The 21,544-nt window shown below is 46.9% G+C and carries 11 protein-coding genes; 2 read left to right on the forward strand and 9 right to left on the reverse strand.

The window, feature by feature from the left end; all coding sequences use genetic code 11:
* Positions 1-325: 325 nt before the first annotated feature.
* From MKY19_RS22595 to MKY19_RS22605, 3 genes are all read right to left on the reverse strand, one after another.
* A complete protein-coding gene (locus MKY19_RS22595; RefSeq protein ID WP_339797808.1) occupies positions 326-5,134 on the reverse strand; it encodes an S-layer homology domain-containing protein in 4,809 nt (1,602 codons plus the stop codon).
* A gap of 286 nt (positions 5,135-5,420) precedes the next feature.
* Positions 5,421-6,962 (reverse strand): response regulator, encoded by a 1,542-nt coding sequence (locus MKY19_RS22600; protein ID WP_339797811.1) that lies wholly within the window; start codon positions 6,960-6,962, stop codon positions 5,421-5,423.
* A gap of 227 nt (positions 6,963-7,189) precedes the next feature.
* The gene (locus MKY19_RS22605) at positions 7,190-9,514 is read right to left on the reverse strand and encodes a glycoside hydrolase family 95 protein (RefSeq protein ID WP_339797814.1); all 2,325 of its coding nucleotides are present in this window, start codon (positions 9,512-9,514) and stop codon (positions 7,190-7,192) included.
* A 290-nt stretch (positions 9,515-9,804) separates the two neighbouring features.
* Between MKY19_RS22605 and MKY19_RS22610 the strand changes: the two genes are divergently transcribed.
* Together MKY19_RS22610 and MKY19_RS22615 are read left to right on the forward strand one after the other, a co-directional pair.
* Complete coding sequence (locus tag MKY19_RS22610) at positions 9,805-10,149, forward strand: AraC family ligand binding domain-containing protein (RefSeq protein WP_339797817.1); 345 nt, start codon at positions 9,805-9,807, stop codon at positions 10,147-10,149.
* A 5-nt stretch (positions 10,150-10,154) separates the two neighbouring features.
* Positions 10,155-10,655 carry an AraC family transcriptional regulator gene (locus MKY19_RS22615; RefSeq protein ID WP_339797820.1) on the forward strand — a complete coding sequence of 167 codons (501 nt, stop codon included), beginning with the start codon at positions 10,155-10,157 and terminating at the stop codon, positions 10,653-10,655.
* Between the two features lie 71 nt (positions 10,656-10,726).
* On the opposite strand, the gene MKY19_RS22620 is transcribed toward MKY19_RS22615, so the two are convergent.
* The 6 genes from MKY19_RS22620 to MKY19_RS22645 form a co-directional block, all read right to left on the reverse strand.
* Positions 10,727-12,793 (reverse strand): alpha-galactosidase, encoded by a 2,067-nt coding sequence (locus MKY19_RS22620; RefSeq protein ID WP_339797823.1) that lies wholly within the window; start codon positions 12,791-12,793, stop codon positions 10,727-10,729.
* Between the two features lie 551 nt (positions 12,794-13,344).
* Positions 13,345-15,726: a glycoside hydrolase family 95 protein gene (locus tag MKY19_RS22625; RefSeq protein WP_339797826.1), complete on the reverse strand. Its 2,382-nt coding sequence runs from the start codon at positions 15,724-15,726 to the stop codon at positions 13,345-13,347.
* Positions 15,727-15,872: 146 nt separating this feature from the next.
* Complete coding sequence (locus MKY19_RS22630; RefSeq protein WP_339797829.1) at positions 15,873-17,576, reverse strand: right-handed parallel beta-helix repeat-containing protein; 1,704 nt, start codon at positions 17,574-17,576, stop codon at positions 15,873-15,875.
* 64 nt (positions 17,577-17,640) lie between these two features.
* Positions 17,641-18,774, reverse strand: a complete 1,134-nt coding sequence (locus MKY19_RS22635; protein ID WP_339797831.1) for an SGNH/GDSL hydrolase family protein — start codon at positions 18,772-18,774, stop codon at positions 17,641-17,643.
* Between the two features lie 98 nt (positions 18,775-18,872).
* Positions 18,873-20,540: an extracellular solute-binding protein gene (locus MKY19_RS22640; RefSeq protein WP_197071242.1), complete on the reverse strand. Its 1,668-nt coding sequence runs from the start codon at positions 20,538-20,540 to the stop codon at positions 18,873-18,875.
* Between the two features lie 95 nt (positions 20,541-20,635).
* Positions 20,636-21,532 carry a carbohydrate ABC transporter permease gene (locus MKY19_RS22645; protein ID WP_042190759.1) on the reverse strand — a complete coding sequence of 299 codons (897 nt, stop codon included), beginning with the start codon at positions 21,530-21,532 and terminating at the stop codon, positions 20,636-20,638.
* Between the last annotated feature and the right edge of the window lie 12 nt (positions 21,533-21,544).

Consider the following 21,544-nt stretch of genomic DNA (forward strand, 5'->3'; position numbering starts at 1 on the left):
CTCCCTGAAATTTGGTGATTTTTGCTCATTATACTGATAATCAGGGAAATCCTCCCTGATTATTTGCTGATTTGGAGGTAAATTCAGAATTCGCCCGATTATTAGGGAGGATTTCCCTAATTACATCGCATCCAAGAATTTTTTGGCTATTTTTAGGGAGATTTTCCCTAATCGCTCTCACCTAGCCTAGTTACCACGAGCTTGCCACGAGCCCCTCGATATAACCATTATCATTTTAATAAAGCTTCAGTGAACACCAAAAACGAAGGAGCTAAGCATCTAGAGATTGCTTAACTCCTTCGTTCATTTGTATATTTGCAATGTTTTACTTCATAATCAAGTTATAAATCACTTGGGTTGCTTCTGCTCGGGAAGCGATCCCTTTTGGTGCAAATAGACCTTCATTTTGACCTTGAACCAGTCCTAGGCTGGCTGCTCCCTTTACAGAAGCGGCTGCCCAAGAGGAGACCTGCTTCATATCTTTGAATGTCACATCAGTTGAAGCAACAGTTACTTTGCCATTCTTCAGCTCATAGGCTTTCATTAACATGACCGTGATTTCTTCACGGGTAATCTGTGCAGCCGGCTCGAACTTGGTCGTACTTCTGCCGCTCACGATGCCCGCCTTGTAAGCGATAGAAATGGACTCCGCGTACCAAGCAGACGGTGCAACATCAGCAAAGCTAACATCTCCCCTTGTGGTCAACCCAAGGGAATGAACGAGCATAGAGGTGAACTCGGCACGCGTAATCGCACGGTTTGGTTCAAACTTGTCTTTGCTAGTCCCTTGAACATACAGCTTCGCCGCCAGTTCTTGGATTGCAGGACTCGCCCAGTGATTGGCTGGCACATCGACAAAGGTCCGTTTGAGCTCCAGCACAGCATATTTACTGAAGTGGTTAACTTGTGCTGTCAATACACCATCAGCATAATTCGCAGAGATATATTCCAGCTTACCGTTATCCGCAATATAGTAAATGCCTCCACGCTTGGAATCAAAGCCTTCTCCCACTGTCAGGCTTAGCGTAATGGGTTGATCGAACGCAGAAAGCGTTCCTGTTGTGCCAGCTTTCGTGGTCACCGACAGACTGAACTCATAGATATCACCCATGAGCCTAACCTGTGCTTGAGTAGTTCCCTCCGCTGCAGCAATGATCTCATTAGCCTTGCTGCTGAGTGGTACTAATTTCAGGGTTATCGTGCTATCATCCCGCTGACCTTCCGGTAGCTTGCTCTGCAACTGGCGGAGCAGATCCGCAGGCACCTTCATGGAGAACTTACCGGACTTCAGAACCAGCGTGTGATTCGCCAACTGGCGAACTACATCAGAGGATAACTGTATCTGCTGTGTATCTCCCTTAATCTCCACGATGACATTACTAGATGCACTATCCACTTTCAGCATCTCTGGTGTAAGGATTAGAGTGCCCGCGCCATTCTCTTGATCTACAATGCTACCAGGAGTACCGTTGTTGTTACCCGGATTCGCAGGGACTTCAGGATTTCCCGGTTCTATAGTGGAGGCTGCTTTGACTGTAACTTCTGCCGTAGCTTTGAAGCCGCCGTCTACTGTTTCCACAGTAATTGTGGTTTTCCCAGCATTTACAGCCGTTACCGTTCCATACACTACGGTAGCTACAGACGTATCGCTCGAAGTCCAGTGTACTGCTTTATTCGCCGCCTCTTCCGGAGATAGCGTAGCCGTCAGCTTTCCGGTTTCACCAGTGGTTAATGTTAGCTCTGTCTTATCTAGCGATACACCTGTTACTTTCTTAGGTGCAGCTGTCAATTTTACCAGTTTCGATTCAGTCGGCTGCAAGGACAACGCGAGTGTTCCTGAAATCGTCGAAACCTCTCCTGTCCAAAGGTCTTGCATCGTGTACGATTCCGCTGCATCCAGTCCAGCGCGACCGAGATTCACTGCTTTGTCTGCCGCGGCATTGGCACTGTAGTTGAATACGGCCATATAATAATCGTTGCCGTCTTTCATAACAAAAGTATCCGCTGCATTCGCATTCGTATTTCCTTCCAGCGGCTTGAATACTTTTCCTTTTAACGCTAATTCGAGAACCTCCTTGTTGTTAAACAAGGCAGTCATGTACTCCTGTGCCTTTGGATCGTTAACATCATCAGAGCCGAGAAGTACGGTACCGGCGATGACGCCAGAGTTCATTCGACTGCGAGCTTCAGTTAAGCTGGAAGCGCGGGCCAACGCTAAATGATCGGGATCCGTATAGGTGTAAATCGTGCCATTTTGCCAGAATCCATAAGTTAACGAATTCAGCATGTATTCCGTTTCATTGATCTTGCCGTAGGTATCGCAGGAAATACGTCTGCTGTGTGCATATTGGCTTGGAAAGATTGGCGCAATAGATGCGCTAATGAACATTTTTCCATCCAAACGATCTTTCACATAACGCATTCCTTCATTGTAAGCTTGAATCCCTGTCGTTATGGTTGGATCGAAATGTTGTCCCTCAAGCGAACCGTGCGTCAAGAAATCCAATTTGATGAAGGTAAAGCCCAGATCCTTAAATTTGTCCAAAAAATAATTCATGCGCAGTTTAGCACCTGGATGTGTCACATCCAGAGGAAAAGCCCCATCCAGCGTCGGCAGCGGTTTGCCCTCGGCATCTTTGAGGACAATATCGCCATACGTATACTTATTGTCGGTACCCTCTACCGGCTGGCTCATATTGTTGCCCCAATATACAAATGGTGCCCAATAGATACCTGCATGCTGACCATTGCCCTTAATTACTGATACAGCGTCAGCAAGCTGCTTATCATTCAAATTGTCCCAATAGGAATCCATATTAATAAATACATTACCGTTATTATTGAAATCATTTAAGTGCTCCTTATAATAATTGGAGACATCCACAACGTCTTGGTATGAAAGTGTACCTTCGTAAGCTCCCCAGCTGTTAAAACCAACAGGTACACCTTGCGGCAACTCAGGATTCAGCAACAGTGGAGGTGTGATGATCGCATTAGCTTTTCCGTATTCCTCAAGTCCTGTGCGGTAATCACTGAATGCCCCCACCATAATCATCGGCGAAGACAATTCTGCGCCTGTAAGGATGCCATGAGGCTGGGTATCCCGTGTAACGTCGCTGGCTGCTCCGCCATAAACCACTAGCTCATTCAGCCGATTAGAAGAACCTTTCCAGTCGATCCCGGTCTTCCACGTATCATGAGTTACCGACCCGAGCACAAGGCCGCTGCGCGTCGAGTTATTAAAGATAGTCGTCATTTCATAGCTGGTATCCGCTCGGTTCATAGATTGAGATTTATAACGAATCCAAGCATCATTGTCAAAAGGAACGGTCAGTACCCGGTTATCTGCACTGGCACCGATATCTACTCCACCTGAACGTTTTACGGTAATAGGTGACATATAATTCGTCTGCAGCGCCGTCTCGCTAACGGCATCCAGACGAGTTAAGAAATACTTCTGATCATCATAAAACTTGTAAACCTGTTTGAGCGTTGGCTGTCCAGCTGAGGTGTGAACAAAAGTAAGCTCCACCCCTTTGCCGAAGCCATCCTGAATTTCTACTGGAGCACCAGCACTTGCATGATTCTCATAGCTTGCAGTCTCAACGAGAGTATCACCGAGTTTGATGCTGCTATAGATTCCTTGCAGCTTCTGACCATCCGTCCACTTATAGCTTGCGTATCCAGACTTAGTATTAAAGGAAACCTCATATTGTCCATTCGATACGAGCGTTCCATAAGTATATTCGGTAACGGTGATGGCCCCGTAGTTATTCGAAGTCCCTGGTGTCCCCAGATCACCATCCTCTTCAACTGGAGGATTAGGATCTGTTCCCATTGCCGGTTCTACAATGATGCGATCCAGATCTGGCGCATACCAATTGCCGTCTGAGAATTTGATTGTATTCTGGCCTTCGTTCAGGGGCAGTGTAAGCTCATATGTGAGCGCCGTATCCCAGTCTGGTGTCTTGGGCAGTTCATAATACTGCTCTGCCCCACCATTAGCGCTGACGTATAAGCTGCGCGGGTCACCTGAGAAATAAGCTACCGTAATTCGATAATCCCCTGTCATAGGAGCTATAACCTTATTGAAAGTTAAGGAACTGCCACCATTCAGATACCCTACCTTCTGACCACCAGAAGCATTAGGGCTATCGCCAACTCGTGCTTCTCCAGTTAAATCATTGACCGGAGACTCCGCTTCATAACTGATCGTATATGGAATGACTTCAATCCGGTCGAAATCTGGAGAGTACCAGTCATGATCCGAGAAAGTGATCTTATTCAACCCTTCTTGCAAGGAGACTTCCACATCATAAGTTCCTACCGTATCCCAGCTTGCCGTCTTTGGCAGATCAATCAATTCATCCAGTCCATCATTCACCTGCATATAGACAGGTCGCTGGTCACCGGAAATATAGGAAATACGGATCAAATACGTTCCCGCTGCCGGCACAGTGACATTTGTGAACTGTAAAGTACTGTTTTTATTCATATCCTTTACAATTTTCCCGCCGGAACCAACACTGCTGTCCGCTATCTTGGCGTTGCCTGTAATTATATTTTCAAGCGCTTCAGCTTCGATGACTGTTCCATGCAGCTTCTCCTTCCAGTCGCCTCCAGATCCTTCACCTGGGTCGCTGTCGTCCAGTCCACGAATTACGATCTTGTCGATGTCTGGAGAATACCAGTTGTTGTCATCAATCAGGATGCTGTTCTCTCCAGCATTCAGCGGAAGTGTTACATCATAAGTTCCCACCGTATCCCAATCCACTGTCTTGGGTGGTTCTTCAAACTGCTTATCGCCGCCATTGGCACTGATATTGAATGGCCGCGAATCGCCAGAGATATAGTACACTGTAATTTTATAATTCCCACTCTCACTTACAGTCACATGATTAAACTGCAAAGTGCTTCCTTGATACATGCCTCCGACTTTCTGCCCCCCGGAAGCCGCTGGGTGTTCAGAAATAGAAGCATTGCCAGTCATAGCATTTCCATCAGCTTCAGCTTCATAGGTAGTATTCTCCGTATCATCGGCATAAACCGTACTGACAAACTGACCGCCACTGCCTATTACCAAGCAGATGATGACAAAGAACAAAAATCCTATTTTCATTGCTTTCCCAAACATTTAATCCCTCCGTTTGTAGGTCTCCTTGCACTTTTGTGATATTCGGGCTATATCTGTCCATCAAGTCATCAAAGGAGTTGGTTAAGAAGCATCTTGAAAGCGCTACCGATTTTCGATGAACTAAAACTCCTTTGATTGCCTTGATGAATGAAGCCCCTCACATGTGCTAGTTATAATACATGCTTAATTGTAAAAAGCAGAGGGATTAATATCCATATCGCAAGTTTACTATTCGTAAGGGAAAGTAACTTTATTTCCTATTTGCCGAACTGAAGCGCTGGCACAATCATAGACTCTTCCTATACTCGTTAGGTGTAACTCCTTGGTTCTTCAGAAATAGGGAGATAAAATAAGACGTGCTTTCGTAACCGACTCTTTGGGCGATATCCTGAATTTTGAGCGAGCCGTCAGCCAGCAACTCTGTAGCCTTATCGAGCCGAATACGTGTTAAATAATCGTGAATCGTGATACCGGTCTTGTCTTTAAAAATGGAGCGTAAATAGTTGGGCGATAAATAAACCTGATCAGATAAGCTATTGATCGTAATCGGCTGATCAAAATTTTGGTCGATCATACTGCGAACCTTGTGAACTAGCTTCGTGTTTTTGTCCATAAGCCGCTCACCCAGCAAGCTCATAGCATTGCCTGCAGTGCCCAGGATCAAATCCTCAATCTCATTTAAAGTCAGTGCATTATAGATGGAATGATATAACTCCGCCCGTTTAACCCCCTCAGGAACAGGTTGATGCAGTTGCTCCAGCAGCTCGTCGACAAGATCAATCGCCCAATCGCAGATATTTTTTTTCTTGATTCTTAGTGTGGCTAGCCCCTCGAAATACTGATGCAGCTTCTGTGCGGCTTGCTCGAAATCTAGCTGATTGATAGCTTCAAACCACTCTTTCCTATTAAAAGGTGGCACATACTCACTATCAAACTGGTTTGAAATCGCCAAGGCATGAATAATTGAACCCGTACCTTTATAGAAACGCTCGTTTAGGATTTCACGCGTCTGCTTATACAGACAATGAACCTCCGTTAATTCGGTTTCCTGTGCACCGACTGCTGCCGTCACTGTGAAATCCAGTCCACTTCGGATAGCCGCGGCCAAATCCTCCCACGCATAATACCCAGGCTGTTGGCGTGCTTCCATAAACACACCTACCTCCCCATCTTTGTAGGGCACAAATACCGTCTCTATATTCTTCGACTTGAAGAAATGATCCAGAAAAGCTACCAACCGGTTCTTACAATCCTCCAGACTCTGCTGTTCCCCCTCTGCCTCAATCGGATCGATACTGAACAGCGCCATTGCGTAGCGATTCCTCTCAGACTCACGGGTAAGCTTGCAATAGCTGGTCGCCAGATCAGCGGCATGTTCCGCATTTTTTTCATAGGAAAGCTCCTTAAGAAGGTTCGTTTTAGCCGCCTCCATGGAACGTTTCTTCATTTGAACTTCCTCACAGCGCTGCTTCACCTTTGCGATAACGCTTCCAATTTCATTCAAGTCGAGGGGCTTCAGTAAATATCCAACAGCACCTACATTTAGAGCCGATTTTACATAGTTGAATTCGTCATGCCCAGTCAGGAACATTAACTGCATCCAGTCATAGCTCTCATGTATTTTTTTAGCCATTTCAATACCGTTCATAATCGGCATCTGGACATCTGTAAGAATAATATCAGGTCTAATGGCCTCTATCTTCTCTAGAGCCTCTCTACCATTACTCGCAGTTCCGACGACATAAATACCCATTTCTTCCCAGCGGATATAATCTCTCATCATCTCAAGGCCTATTTCTTCATCATCAACTAGAAAAATACTATACACTGATGTCCCCTCCTCTTTGTTGTCTGCATCTGTTTCTTCTATTATATTCTTTTCCCCTTAGGCTACTATGATCCAAATAAATGAAAGTTATTTTCAGGCATGAATCGTTAATTTGCAGACATCGGCAAAAGGGCTATCCGGTCCATAACAGACCGGATAGCCCTTTAATCATGCGCTAATAACCCAGCATAATTAAAGCGGGGGTTCATATCACCCCCGCTGAATCATTATACCAACTCTAACTGACTGTTAAAATAGTAGCTTCCTCCTATTTCTCCTTGAACAGTAGCTCTTCTATCTCCCAACCGAATTGTCACGGTTCCTGGCGAGTAGGTACGGATCGTAGCTTCCACTAATTGACCATTGTCCCAAGCTACATCAACCTCAGCATTTCCTTTGGCCCGCAGTCCAGATACCGATCCTGTCCCCCATGCTTTTGGAAGTGCAGGCAGCAGATGAATCTCACCCTCATGGCTTTGCAGCAGCATCTCGGCAATAACAGCCGTACCCCCGAAATTCCCATCGATCACAAAAATATTGCACTCCGCTCCTCCAATGCCCGATTTGGAAAAGCTAAATAAATTATCGAAACTGAGTCCACCAATCAAATGAGATATATGATTAAAGGCCTTTTCCCCATCATACAATCTGGCAAAGCCGAGACCGAACAATGCTGCGGTAAATTCCACATCCTCCAGTTCTTCCTGAACCATCCGGTTCTCAAGTGTTACTCTCACCGCGGCGCTAAGTTCAGGTGTCTTACCTGGTGTGATCTGATTACTTGGATATACCGCGAACAAATGGGCCAAATGCCGATGCTCCGGCTGCGCTTCCTCGTAGTCCTCGAGCCATTCTTGCAGCTGTCCTCTCTTGCCGATCTGAAATGGTGGCAGCTTGGATATCGCTTGCTCCAGCTGCTCCTGTAGTTCCTCATCCGTATTCAGTAGTTTCGCAGACTTCAAACAGAACTCAAAAAGGTCTTTCACCAGCATCTGATCCATAGTGGTACCCATAGACAGCTGCTGTGCGCCCTCGCTGCTATCCGCAGGATAGAAATGATTCTCCGGCGAATTAGAAGGTCCGGTCACCAGCCAGCCGTATTTTGGATGAATGGTCATATAATCTAGGAAGAATGCTGCGGCTTCTTTTAGCACTGGATATGCCTGTTGCTCCAGAAACACACGGTCCTGACTGTATTCATAATGCTCCATCAGATGCGTCGCAATCCATAGTCCACCTGTAACGTTTAGCCCCCAAGATGTCTCCCAGCCCGGAGCCGTGAATCCCCAGACATTCGAGAATACATGTGCTACCCAGCCTTTGCTGCCATAGAAATCGCGAGCGCTTGACTTTCCAGCATGAGACAAACCCTCAATATAGCGCATTAATGGTAAATGACTATCCCCAAGATTTACGACTTCCGTCGGAAAGTAATTCATTTGCGTATTGATGTCCAAATGATAGTCACAGCTCCACCCCATACGGCAAGCCTCACCATCATTCCATATTCCCTGTAAATTCAGCGGTAACGGGGAGTCTGCCCGTGCTCCAGCGATAGTCAGGTAACGTCCGTACTGCAGGAACAACGCGAACAACTGCGAATCTTCCTCCTGGCCCTGTGCCAGTAATCGAATACGCCTGTCAGTCGGCAGATTCACCTTCCCAGTGGTACCTAATTGGATATCCACCTTACCATATTCTTGCTCATAATCTTCGATATGATCTTCTTTTAACTGCGCATATCCTTTAATCAAAGCCTGCTGTAATGTGCTGCTGCTCTCCATTTCCCACTCCGAGTTACTACGGTTGTAATCGGTGCTGACGGCAAAATAAATTCGCGCCTCATTGGCTCCGGCAATTCTCAATTGACCGTCCCCTCTGTACATCGTACCACCGGAAATGCTTACCTTAATTTGTCCCTTTGCCCATACCCCGCAAGTGCCGTCACTATGCACATTCTCTGTGGCTTGTCCTCTGAATTCAATAGTGTCGTCATTCACGACTTGAGTCGTAAACGACTCTGAACCCCCCTCCAGACCGATCGTAAAGGATACACCTCCCGGTTCATCGCTCCAAATTCTTGAGACCACCAGATCATCAGCATGGGAGGCAAAAATCTCACGATGCAGCGTTGTTCCACTACTTTGAACCACTGTCTGGGCCACCGCACAGGTCAAATCCAGCTCTCGCTCGATAGCCGCTGCTGACCTGGAATCCGTGTCCTGTTCTGCAAAGTCAATGACAACCTCGCATAAACCAAGGTTCGTACCAAAATTTCGTTTCTTCGGCTGCAGATGTTGTTTGGCTAGACGGTCACCTTCTTTATAATCGCCAGCAAAGAAGTACTTTCGCATCTCTTCCAGCGCAGCTTTGCCTCCGAAAGGAGCAGGCTCTGACTCAGCTTGACCCGACCAGTAGGTAACCTCGGTCATGTTCCATACCTCACGATACGGAGCAGCTATCACTACTGCACCTATTCTTCCGTTGCCCAGTGGCAATCCTTGTGACCAATCTGTTGCAGGGGTAGAATACCATAATCTAAAATCGCTCATTTTATTTTCTCCTGTCCATAGTAGAATCTGTGCAAGCGCGATAACCCTCTAAAAATGTTGTTAATTAATCCGCTATATAGTGTAAAATTATTCCTAATCCCATCTCTTTCAAGATGAATCACACTTTCTTAAACCTATCCAATATGTTGCGGATTCATTGTATTTATCGTATCATTTGGATGAATCACTGTCTTTGTTGACCTGTTCGATTATTTGACGATTTGTACGGTAAGAAAAGAAAAGAAAAGAAAAGAAAAGAAAAGAGGGGCCGCATGAATAAACTATCTGAAATGACTCCGTATGTCGGCGCAATCATGCCTTATGTGTACGACGGCAGCAGCAATGAGCATCTGAGAGTCGGTAATGCATACGCGTTCCACTTGTTTACTGATGGCCCCGGTGAGATGGAGATCGACGGAATACGTTATCCGATTGAACGGAGGACACTTGTCTTTCTCCGTCCCGGTCAGCCCCATGCTTTTCATATCATGCCTTCTCATCCACTTTCGTCCTACAACATCTATTTTGATTTATGGGACAACCGCTCTCCAGTATCTAATAACCTTTTATTTATCCATGCCCCTGAGGTCTTACAATTTGAAAAAAAGCCACCGAAGCACCCTGCGCCGAGCTGAACGAGTTGCCTTGCGTATTTCCACTAGCTAAATATCCCCTGCTATACGATAGTCTTGTGATGATTGCCAAGTCTTACAATGACGCGCTGTTCTATCGTAATGAAACGGCCAATAGCTATCTGTACGGCTGGATCTTGAGCTGGTATAATGCCCTCCATCAGCATCAGCCAAGTGATTATCGTATTGTCCGCCTGCTGGAATATTTGAATACCCACCCCGAGCGTGGTAAGTCTATCGAAGATTGGGCACAGTTCTGCGGGCTCAAACGGACATATTTCCATGAGCTGTTTCTACGGGAGACCGGAATGACGCCACGCGTCTATCATCATAATTTAGTCATGAGGCGGGCAGCAGGACTGCTTCTGGAGAGTGAGCTTAGTGTGACTGCGATCGCTGAAAAGCTGGGTTATCCTTCCATCCATCCTTTCTCTAGACATTTCAGTACCTGCTACGGCATTAATCCAACACAGTACCGCCTTAATCCGCAAAGCCGAATACGAATGTAAGACTCCAACAAAAAAGAATACGCGCTATCCGCGAGAAGCGGTTGCGCGTATTCTTTTTTCAATGTGTATAATCAGTTGGCTTTTGCCGTTAATTTGAAGATTTTGGACTCTGCCGGTTCGAGCGTAACTACAAGCTCTCCCGCTGTTTCCCCTTGTATGCCTTCCCATAGATCAAGCAGTTGGTAAGCTGTTTGACCCTTCAGCCCTGCACGCTCCAAGGAGATAGATTTATGAGCAGAATTCGCAGCATCATAGTTGAAGACAGCAAGATAGAATACATCATCTTCTGCATCTTCAAGTACGAAAGTATCGGAAGCTTGCTTGCCAAGATCCCCTTCGACAGGGTGGAAAGTCTTCCCTAGGCGGGCGACATCCATAATCTCTTTATTGCCCAGCCACGCTTTGGCCCGTGCGGCTGCTTCTTCTTTTCGGAAATCATCGCCTAGCAGAAGTACCGTTCCAGCGATGACCGAAGCAGTCAGTCGGCTCCGTCCTTCATGCCAGCCAGTGGCATCTTGGTTGTGGCTCTTGTAGAGCACGGAATGATCCGGGTCATTGTAATGGTACAAGGTATGACTCATCCACCACCCATGTGTCAACGAGTTCAACAAATATTCCGTATCGTGTAGCGTGCCGAAGACATCACAGGATACCCGGCGGCTATGCGCAAATGCATAAGGGAACAATGGAGCGATGGATAGATTGATAAAGAACGGCCGGCCGATCACCTCTGGTGAGAGCTTGTTCTGCAAGTAAGTCATCCCATAGTGATATGCCGCAATTCCCGTCGTAATCTCCGAATTGTAATGTTGCCCTTCCAGTGCACCATGTGCCAAGAAGTCTAGCTTGACATACTCGAAGCCTTCCGAGATGAATTTATTCGTATACCAATCTATTCTTTGCAGGTTGCCTGGATGTGTCGGGTCAATGGCCAGCCCTCCATCAACATCCGGCAAAATTTCTCCTTCGCTGTCTCGCAGCAAGATATCACCATAAGTGTACTTGCCGTTTGTACCTTCCACGAGATCTCCAAACTGAGCCGGACTTCCCCAGAAGGCAAAAGGCGTCCAGTAAGTTCCCGGTCTATGACCGTTCTCCCGAACCAGGTCCAGTGCATTCTTCATTTCTTCTGGTGTGAAATTGTCCCAGAAAGCGTCAAAGTTGATGTACAGTGTGTCCTCATTCTGGAATCCTAGCGGCTGCACTTCATTTTTCAGAAAATTACTGGTGGATGTATACAGATCGTAATCAAGCTCAGCCATTGCCGCAGACCAGCTATTCCAGCCGATAGGAACGCCGCCATCCCATGACAGAGGAGCCTCTATCCAGACATTAGCCTGACCGTACGCTTCAAGCCCTTTTCTATAATCATCATAGAACCCTACGAAAACGAGCGGTGACTCTACTCTTGTTCCTTTCACATAACCATGTGGCTGGAAATCGCGGGTCATTTCACTTACAGCACCGCCGTAAAGATCCAGCTCCTCGATCCCTCCGCTCCGTTCGCTTTTGATACGAATCCCAGTCTTCCACACCTTGTGCGTAATGGAACCCATAATAATTCCCTGCCGGCTTTCCGGCGCGAACAATGCAGTTACTTCATAGCTTTCCATATCCATCGGCGGCTTCACTACTGTATATCTGACCCACTTGTCGTTGTCGTACGGCACACGCAGAATGCTTGGTTCTTCGGGCTGCCCTGACTCCCCGCCAAGTGACACCGATTTGGTCTGAAGGACTGCCATCCGGTTTGCCTTGATCTCTTCATCGCTTGCGCTTGCGATTACGATTTGCATCAATACAAATGATGAAGATTCATAAATATAGAAATGCTGCTCCAACTGTGGCAGCAGGGACGTTTCGTGCAAAATGACTACGTGAACACCTTTTCCAAAGCCCTCACGAACTACCACTTCCTGAGACTTCAGTGTGTGGCTCTGATAATGTTCAGTGTTATATTCCCGGCCCTGCCAGCGGAATGCACTGCGAATCCCTTTTACATGAGAAGTGTTTCCGCGGGCAACGGATGCTTCACCCGTCCCGAGATCAATCTCTAGATTCACCTCATCATTGGTTACACGGATAAAAGATGCTGTGTCCGTATTCACTTTTACCGTTGTAGCACTATCAGTTAGCATGATTTGCCTCCTTGTTACTGCGTTTTGGACCTTGAAGGCGGCAGGCTCTGTACCTGTGTCCCCCAAGTATGCCCTCATTATAAAGATCAGATAAAGCGTTTTCTATACAACGATCTTCCGATCCATACCGCGATCTAACACATCTAGCACAAACCTAAATCCCCCTAGTATTCATGTCGATGACAAGAAGAAGAGACTGTACATAAAATACTGCTCATGCTCAACAATTTCGTATCCACACTCCGTTTTCACCTTCGGGCAGCTAGAAGAGATAGATTAGGGAAAACTTCCCTAAAAAAAGCCAAAAAACACTATATTCCAATGTAATGAGGGAATTCCGCCCTAAAAAACAGAGTGAATTCCAAATTCACCACCAGATCGGATGAATTTCAGGGAGAAATTCCCTGATTGTTAGTCTTGCGAGCAAAAATCTCCGAATTTCAGGGAGTTTTTCCCTAATTGTTGATCAGTATTATATTCGTACAAAAAAACAGCAGCAGGACCTGTAATTCATGTCCCTGCTGCTGTCCATATTCGTATGAAACTGACTATTATTGCTTACCAACTATAAGCTTGTAGGTCTGACCTGCGGTCGTTGGAAAGCTCACCGTTCCATCTACGGAGCGGTCAAATTCCATCTCGTTGCCGCCATTACTCACCATGAGCGAAGCATCTGTGCGGATCACACATTCATTGCCTAGAAGGGAGGTAATCTGTGCTTCCACGAGATGGCCTCTATCCCACTGAATGCTAACTTCAAAGCCACCGCGGGCACGTAGCCCCGCCACGCTTCCCTCCTGCCATTCATCTGGCAGTGCAGGCAGCAGATCGAGATACCCGAGGTGAGATTGCAGTAGCATCTCAGCAATTCCGGCAGAAGCGGCGAAGTTACCATCAATTTGGAACGGTGGATGTGCGCCAAGCAGATTGGCATAAACCCCGCCGTGACTATACTGTTCGGACTCCCCGTCCTTCACCAGCCGCAGCATGTTTGAGAGCAGTCGTAGTGAGCGGTTGCCATCCCGGAAGCGGCTCCAGAGCGCAACTCTCCAGCCCAGACTCCAGCCCGTGCTCTCATCCCCACGCCGTTCAAGCGAAGTTTTGGCGGCAGCGAACAGCTCAGGGGTCTCTTCTTCTGACAACTGCCGGCCCGGATAGATACCGACCAAATGTGAGGTATGTCTGTGATACATATCTTCATCCTCAAAGTCTAAGGACCATTCCTGCAACTGTCCGTACTTACCAACCTGCAGTGGCAATAAACGTTCACGAGCACTTACCAATTCTGCACGCAAATCCTCATCCGTTCCAAGCGTTTCCGAAGCCTCGATACAATTCGTAAACAGCTCCCAGATGAGCGAAATATCCATAGTAGCACCTGCGCTGACTGCAGCCAAGCCCTCCGCTGTCTGGAATTTATGCTCTGGTGAAGTGGATGGGGAGGTCACAAGCCTTCCGTTACCATCGTCAACAAGCCAGTCCAGTGCAAACAGAGCCGCCTCCTTCATCACAGGGTAAGCGGAAGTCCGTAAAAATTCCTCGTCCCCGCCAAAAGCATAATGCTCCCAGAGATGTTGTGTCAGCCAAACGCCACTCATCGTCCAGTAAGCCCAGCTTGGATCTCCGTCACCATAATCCCCGACCGGTGCTGTCTGTGCCCAAAGATCCGTATTATGATGAGCCACCCAGCCTCGGGCACCATAATTGACTTGAGCAGTCTCCGCACCCATCTTCGCCAAATTTCCGATCATATCCAGCAGCGGCTCATGACATTCCGCCAGATTACAAATTTCAGCTGGCCAATAATTCATCTCTGTATTGATGTTCAGTGTATAGTTGCTACTCCACGGCGGACGGGTAACCGCATTCCATATTCCCTGCAGATTAGTAGCCTGTGTTCCGGGGCGCGAGCTTGCGATCATCAAATAGCGCCCGTAATGAAACAGCAACTCGACAAGACCAGGGTCTTGTGCCGCGTATGTCGTAATCCGTTGCTCCGTGGACATCGACTCCGGGGCTTGTGTCTTACCTAATTGGAGCTTCACTCGGTCAAAAAGTGATCGATAATCCTCGACATGCGCTTGAAGCAAGCTGTCGTAAGACTTTCCATTCACATCTGCCAAGTAAGAAGCTGCAATAGCAGAAGCATCTTTCCCCTCAGCTCCCGGGATTTTGTCAAAGCCATTAAAGCCTGTAGCCGCGCTGAAATAGAAGGTTGCAGCCGTTCCTCCCAACAGATGAATTCCACTACCGTCAACGGTAACTTCCCCATCCTCTGCTACTACGGAGAGTTGTCCTTCAAAGGCCATGCCCTTGCTCTTGCCAGGTTCTCCGTATTGGATCGGATTGTCACTCCAAAAATAGCTTGGATCAACATGCTCCGGTGCAGTTCCCGAGAGTACAAAGTTATCACCCTGAGCGCGAAGGCTATGCCGAAGCGAACTATCTAGTGTAGCATGTACATTCAGCGCTCCCGGTGCACTTACAGTCAGATGCAGCACGAGCAACTGATCAGGATGTGAAGCGAACATCTCACGGGTATAAGTAACATTACCAATCTTGTATTCAACGCGGTGAACCGCATGTTCAATATCTAATGTCCGCCGATAGGATTGATAAACACCACCATGCTCAAAACGAAGTAGTAAATCTCCAAAAGGCAGATACGATTGGGTGTACGGACCTAGCATCTCTCTAGTCAGGGTGTCCGCTTCTGTATACCGGCCCTCCTGAATCAGCTTTCGAACCTTTGGCAAAGCTTCCTTAGCACCTGGATTGTTCCCATCCTTCGGGAATCCCGACCATAATGTATCCTCGTTTAGACTGACTTTCTCCTGTTCCACACCGCCGAAGATCATACCACCCAGACGGCCATTCCCAATCGGAAGCCCTTCGGTCCATACATTTGCTGGCTTGTCATATTGAAGTTTCATTGGTTCTCTCCCTCACGATCTGTCATGAATTAAATAATGTATTCCCCCAAGTCTGCCCTCATTATAAAGATCAGATAAAGCGTTTTCTATACATCGATCTACCGATCCATATCGCGATCTAACACAACCTGCCCTAGCTCATTGAATTAATTATCCTGAATATCGACATCGCTACAGGCGGTTAAACGTATCGCATCCGCAACACTGGAAAGACAGTTCGTTCTTTCCCCACCCATGACAATTTCGTTAGCACTGAAGACCAGTCCGCGGGTGCTCTTGGCACTAAGGACTAACGTTTCACCAGTCTCGAACCTGTTGTTCTTAATAACTATACCCTGATGAACAGGAGTGCTCTCATCAACCTCTGTGTTCTCTGGCGAAATGAAAATAACCGGATGCTCGTTGCCCCCGCATTCAATAAAATGATTCTGGGCGATGGTTACATCCTCCACCTTGCCAGACTCATACCAAGACTCCGCATCCAGGGCAACCAGAATCGCACTCATTTGCATCCGATCAAAAACATTCCCCTTAATCTCTACTTTACGCCGGGTTGTCACAAGGATACCGCGGGTCGGTACCCGAGCGAGGTGATTATTTACGACTTCAACCTCCGGTGTCCAGGTTACATTCTCGATCACATCATGGCTGCCAATTCCTTCAGGAATAGACTGTGCTAAAGTCAATATTAGCTCCCGTGGGTTGAGACGCGTAACCTCTATCACTTCATTAGCAGTATAGGTGGTCAGAGAGCCAGAACGAACAAATTCAATTTCGTCTCCTGGATGGAAGGCCATAAAACCGTAAGTCTGCGGATGCATGAACCGAACCTTCACCCTATTCGCAGACAGCTTCTCCACGATCCGTAGATAGGTACCATGGACATTGACGACGTCATCATGAGAACCGGCAAAACGGCTGTCCGCAACAGTTATTTTACCTCGGCAGCTGGACATGTGGATGAAATCCGCAAAGCCAGTAACCGTTCGGCCTGTCTCCAGGCGCGGCGAAATATCCATACGTTGAAAGGTGAGATTGTCGCTGAACTGCCCTACAACACCAAGTCCGTGTAAAAAATGCAGCCCCACATCGCTGAAGGTGATGTTAGAGCTTTCCACAATGAAGACACCTACCTGATCGCGAATACCATCACGGCTTTGCAGGACCTGCCCGGGGACAACCTCAGGCCCATGATCAAAATGCAAGCGGAGCTTCATCGGCTCCAGCTCTTCAACCGAATCAGCCAGCTCCGACCAGTTGTCCACCCGCCAAGTCGTATTGCTAAGTGGATCATAGGTCTGCATTGGTCCTTCCGAGAAGCTCCAGCCCTCACCGATCCAGACCAGCTTGCCATCCCTGATCTCATACCGTGAATCGGGGTGAACCTGGACATCGAAATAATGAGTACCGCTTTCAGTAATCTCCATCTCTGTCACAGTCGGCCGAGCGTAGTCGGTATGTAAATTACGAATCTCTACATTTTTGCATCCTTCCAGCAAGAACATAGTCTGCTTGCCATGGAAGATAAATAGAGAGCCATTGCCTTCAAATGTTAAATTGTGCAGCCCCTTTAAGAGAATTCCTATAGTCTTGGTGACATCAGGATTCTCTTCTTCACTGGTAGTGTTGGAGATGTAGTAGGGTTTCCGGATCGCCTCTTCCGGATAGAAATGATAGCAGCCATTTGGACAATCCAGCAGGACCGGCCCAGTTATTTCGGCGGCTGCCTCAATAGCTCTTGTCATGGCTGGCTGAGCATCCAAGCCGGAATCCGGCAGAACACCAAAATCAGTCAGGCGGATTACGATAGGAGAAGAATCGACGCTGTGTTCTGTAAAAGAAATGATCAACACCCACTTTCTTAGTATTGTAAACGCTTAATATGAGGCAGTATAATCCTCTCGGTTAAATTAATCAATTGTACATTAGCTGCAAAATACGCAGACTGGTGCCTTTACTCTGTTCATCCTTTTCCCCTGTAATTCGCACGGTTACTTGCAATTCCTGACGTTGTTCCTCGATTCCGAACATAGCAATAATAGGCCGAAACGCAAGCGGACACCATTCATCGAATAAGTTAAACGCATGAAAGGGACCTCCATTGAGCGAATATTCGAATATCCCACTGTCCGGGCCGTAGAGCAGCAGCAGACCCACACTCTGTCCGGTTACTGTGCAAGAAAAAGATGCCTCTTTGCTGTCTGTATATAAATGCTCCGTTCCAAATCGCCAGTTCATCAGTGGATCATCAGAGGTAAGCTCGCGTAGCTCGAACCCATCTGCATGATTAGCGCCTCTGAAATCCAGTAAATTACCGTATTCATAATTTCGCTCCTCCAGAGGAGCAATACTTAACGCGCTTCCGGTATTTGAATGTGTGTTGTCAGGAACAAGAGCTGCATCCAAATATTCCTGTAAAAAAGAAGCATACAGCGCATGTCCGTCATCATTGGGATGATATCCATCCGGAGCCAGCTCAGTCCATTCCATTTGTCCGGCCTGGGTCAGTGCATAAACTCTAGCTGCAAAATTAACAGATGGAAGATCGTAATGCTCAGCTACTTCTTCGTGGACGGCAATGTTAAAGGGATTGCTCCCTGACAGATTCTTCTCTGCTGCCGTATACAAGAAGCAAATGTCAGTGCCGGGCGACAACCGTCTGCACTGGCGCACAATTCCTTCCAGACCTCTAATGGATTCTTCCCGGTCGTTGCCGTCATTGACGCTAAATTCAACGAATAGTAGATCAATCTTGCCGTATTGCAGAACATGCGACTGTAATCGGTGAGCGCCCAGCGTGGAATTCGTTCCACCCACTCCTGCATTGATGAAGCGGAATTCATGATTCGCAAATCGCACCTGCAGATACTTACCAGTCAGCGCTCTCCAGCTAAATGTGTCCGCGTCGGAAGCACCTGCCCCCTCTGTAATGGAACCACCCAAAAAGGCGACAGTCACCGGCTCCTTTCCCGCAAGTCTTACGCTTGTATTCGGTAGTCCCCGTCTTGGAACTACAAATTGATGATTGCAATGTTTCTCTTCTGTCATGACTAATCCTCCGTAAATAAAAATGTATATTTTTCCTTGAAATCAAGAAATCAGGTGCTGGGGTATATCTTACAGCACCTGATTCTGATTTCAATATTTTATTTTTTAGAAGTTTCGTAAGCCTTTTGCAAGATTTCGAGATAACGATCTAGCTTCAAGTCTTTCAGACCTTTTATATATGCATCCCAATCTTTATTAAGATCCTTGTTGCCCGTGATGAATTGAAGCTGATTTTGCTCAATGTAATTCTTGATGTTGGTTTGCAGTAAACTCGCTTCATCGATTTCACTTGGATCAATCCAAATCGACCAGATCGGGAATAATTCTTTAGGCTCATGTCCTTCATACAGCAGAGTCGCATCATACAATCTGCGTTCATAACCGCTGGAAGCGTAGATGTCAGTAGCTTGAACGAAGGTATCACGGTACTCTTTTGGCATATAGAAGTGCCCCATACCGCTCCAGCCCGCATTGCGCGGCGCTTCTCCCTCCGCCATAGGAATGGTCTTGATCACTGGTTTAACATCTTTGTCCAGCGCTACATCGCCTTCTTCTGGATCAGTCCAATCAATGCCCTTCATACCGCTGCCACCATTGGTCTGTCCTTCAGAAGTAAACATGTAGTCTACCATTTTAATTAAAGCGATCTGTGCTTCCTCGCTAGCTTTGTTGGTGATGACAAATTTCGCTCCTGGGGATACGCCACCTGCATCATGAGTCGCATAGGAGATACCTTCCGGTCCGCTAATCGGTGGTACAGGATTGTAGTGTGCCGAACTTCTATTGCCCGGATCAATATTGACGAAAATCGCAGGGTGCATGCCCGCACCAGCGCCCAGAATTTCCGCATCGGCATTTTCACCGATTTTCTTAAAGGCTTCCGCATTCTGTGTGAATGCCCCTGGATCAATCAAACCTGCATCAAACAGAGATTTGATATAGGTCAGGCCTTCCTTCCACTCCGGTGTGACAGCCGCCGATTGAACTTTTCCATCCATCATGTTCAGATAATTGCGGTCATCATCGTATACAAAGGCATTCATGAGGAATGGTACAATGCGTACACCAAACTCCTCAATGGAGCCACTCAGTGGCACTTCATCTGCTTTTCCATTTCCGTTCGGATCTTGTGTTTTGAAAGCTTCCAGCACTTTTTTGAATTCTTCGGTTGTCTTCGGCATTTCCAGATTCAGCTTCTTCAGCCACTCGGTATTGAGCCACATTTTGCTCGGATAGGAGCAGTGAAAGCACTCTGTGTAAGCGACAAGCCCGTAGATATTACCATCAGGCGCTGTGTTAAGCGTTCTTAAATTATCGTTCTTTTCCATAGCCGCTTTAATATTCGGAGCATATTTATCAATTAGATCGTTCAGAGGAATCAGCACGCCCTGTTTGCCATACTTCAGAAGATCTGCCTGTGAGAACTGATCGATATAGTGAGTGAGCAGGTAAGCATCAGGGTAATCGCCACTAGCAAGTGAGATTTGGCGCTTTTCCTTGGCTCCGTCTGAAGGGTTGATTTCCCATTTGAATTTAATATTGAATTTGTCTTCCACAAATTTCGAAAATTTATTGGTAGGAACATCGATCCCGGATTCCTGAACCGAGAACACGCTGATTTCCACCGGTTTGCTTGCTGATTCCGAGTTACCTGAGTCAGCAGGTGCGGAGGATGTGTTATCTGTATTTTTATTAGCACATCCGCTTAACACCACCGTAAGAATTAATACCAGCACCAATGACAAGGTCATCATACTTTTCTTCAAATCCGATCACTCCCTTTTATAATTTAGCAGGTACGATATCTTTCTGTCATTTTACTGCGTGCCTCTCCCCCTCTCCAGATTTTGAAAGCTGTGAATTAGCCTTTAACTGAACCAACCAGCATTCCTTGGACAAAATAACGCTGAACAAACGGATAGATAACAAGTACAGGCAGAGTAGCGATAACTATAAGTGCATATTTGAGTAGCTCAGCAAGCTGCTGCCGCTCCACCATTTTCATCGCATCCATTGTACCTGCACTGTTGTTCTGGATGATGATGCTTCGTAAGACAAGCTGAAGCGGGAACAAATTCGCTGATTTCAAATAAATCAAAGCGTCAAAGTATGCATTCCACTGTCCTACCGCATACATAAGGACTAACACCGCGATAATGGGCTTCGATAACGGAATGACAACGCTCCAGACAAACCGCATATCACTGCAACCGTCGATTTCGCTGGCTTCCAGCAGCTCCTCCGGAATGGAGGATTGAAAGAATGACCGGGCAATAATGACCTGCCATACCCAAATCGCGTTTGGTATCAGCAGTGCCCAGCGGGTATCAATCAAATGGAGTTCCTTCACGACCATATAGGTCGGAATCAGCCCGCCGCTGAAAATCATCGTAAAGGTGATGATCATCATCAAAGTGTTGCGTCCGAAGAAACCTCTGCGTGATAAAGGGTACGCGATCATGATCGTAAGCACAACACTAATGAACGTCCCTGCGGCTGTATAAAAAATGGAGTTGCCGTAGCCTGTAATGATCTCGGGTGTATTTAGCAGAACCTTGAAACCTTTGAAGGAAATATCTACAGGCCATAACCAGACTCGACCGGAGGTAACGGCTGCTGGACTGCTAATCGAGCTGCTGATGATAAAAATTAGCGGATAAATCACCGCGATGACCACGAGGCTGAGTAGGATATAAATAGTGGTCAGAAATAGCTTATCGCCAGTTGATTCTTTAATTTTTTGTTGAACTGCTGCCATGTGGTTGCTCCT

Origin of the sequence: Paenibacillus sp. FSL R5-0744, from assembly GCF_037972555.1 — a bacterium.
GTDB lineage: Bacteria > Bacillota > Bacilli > Paenibacillales > Paenibacillaceae > Paenibacillus_AQ.

Bases quoted from the DNA above. Each gene is read 5' to 3' on its own strand.
- MKY19_RS22605 (WP_339797814.1), bottom strand. From the start codon at position 9,514: ATGAGCGATTTTAGATTATGGTATTCTACCCCTGCAACAGATTGGTCA.
- MKY19_RS22625 (WP_339797826.1), bottom strand. From the start codon at position 15,726: ATGAAACTTCAATATGACAAGCCAGCAAATGTATGGACCGAAGGGCTT.
- MKY19_RS22595 (WP_339797808.1), bottom strand. From the start codon at position 5,134: ATGTTTGGGAAAGCAATGAAAATAGGATTTTTGTTCTTTGTCATCATC.
- MKY19_RS22635 (WP_339797831.1), bottom strand. From the start codon at position 18,774: ATGACAGAAGAGAAACATTGCAATCATCAATTTGTAGTTCCAAGACGG.
- MKY19_RS22610 (WP_339797817.1), top strand. From the start codon at position 9,805: ATGACTCCGTATGTCGGCGCAATCATGCCTTATGTGTACGACGGCAGC.
- MKY19_RS22645 (WP_042190759.1), bottom strand. From the start codon at position 21,532: ATGGCAGCAGTTCAACAAAAAATTAAAGAATCAACTGGCGATAAGCTA.
- MKY19_RS22620 (WP_339797823.1), bottom strand. From the start codon at position 12,793: ATGCTAACTGATAGTGCTACAACGGTAAAAGTGAATACGGACACAGCA.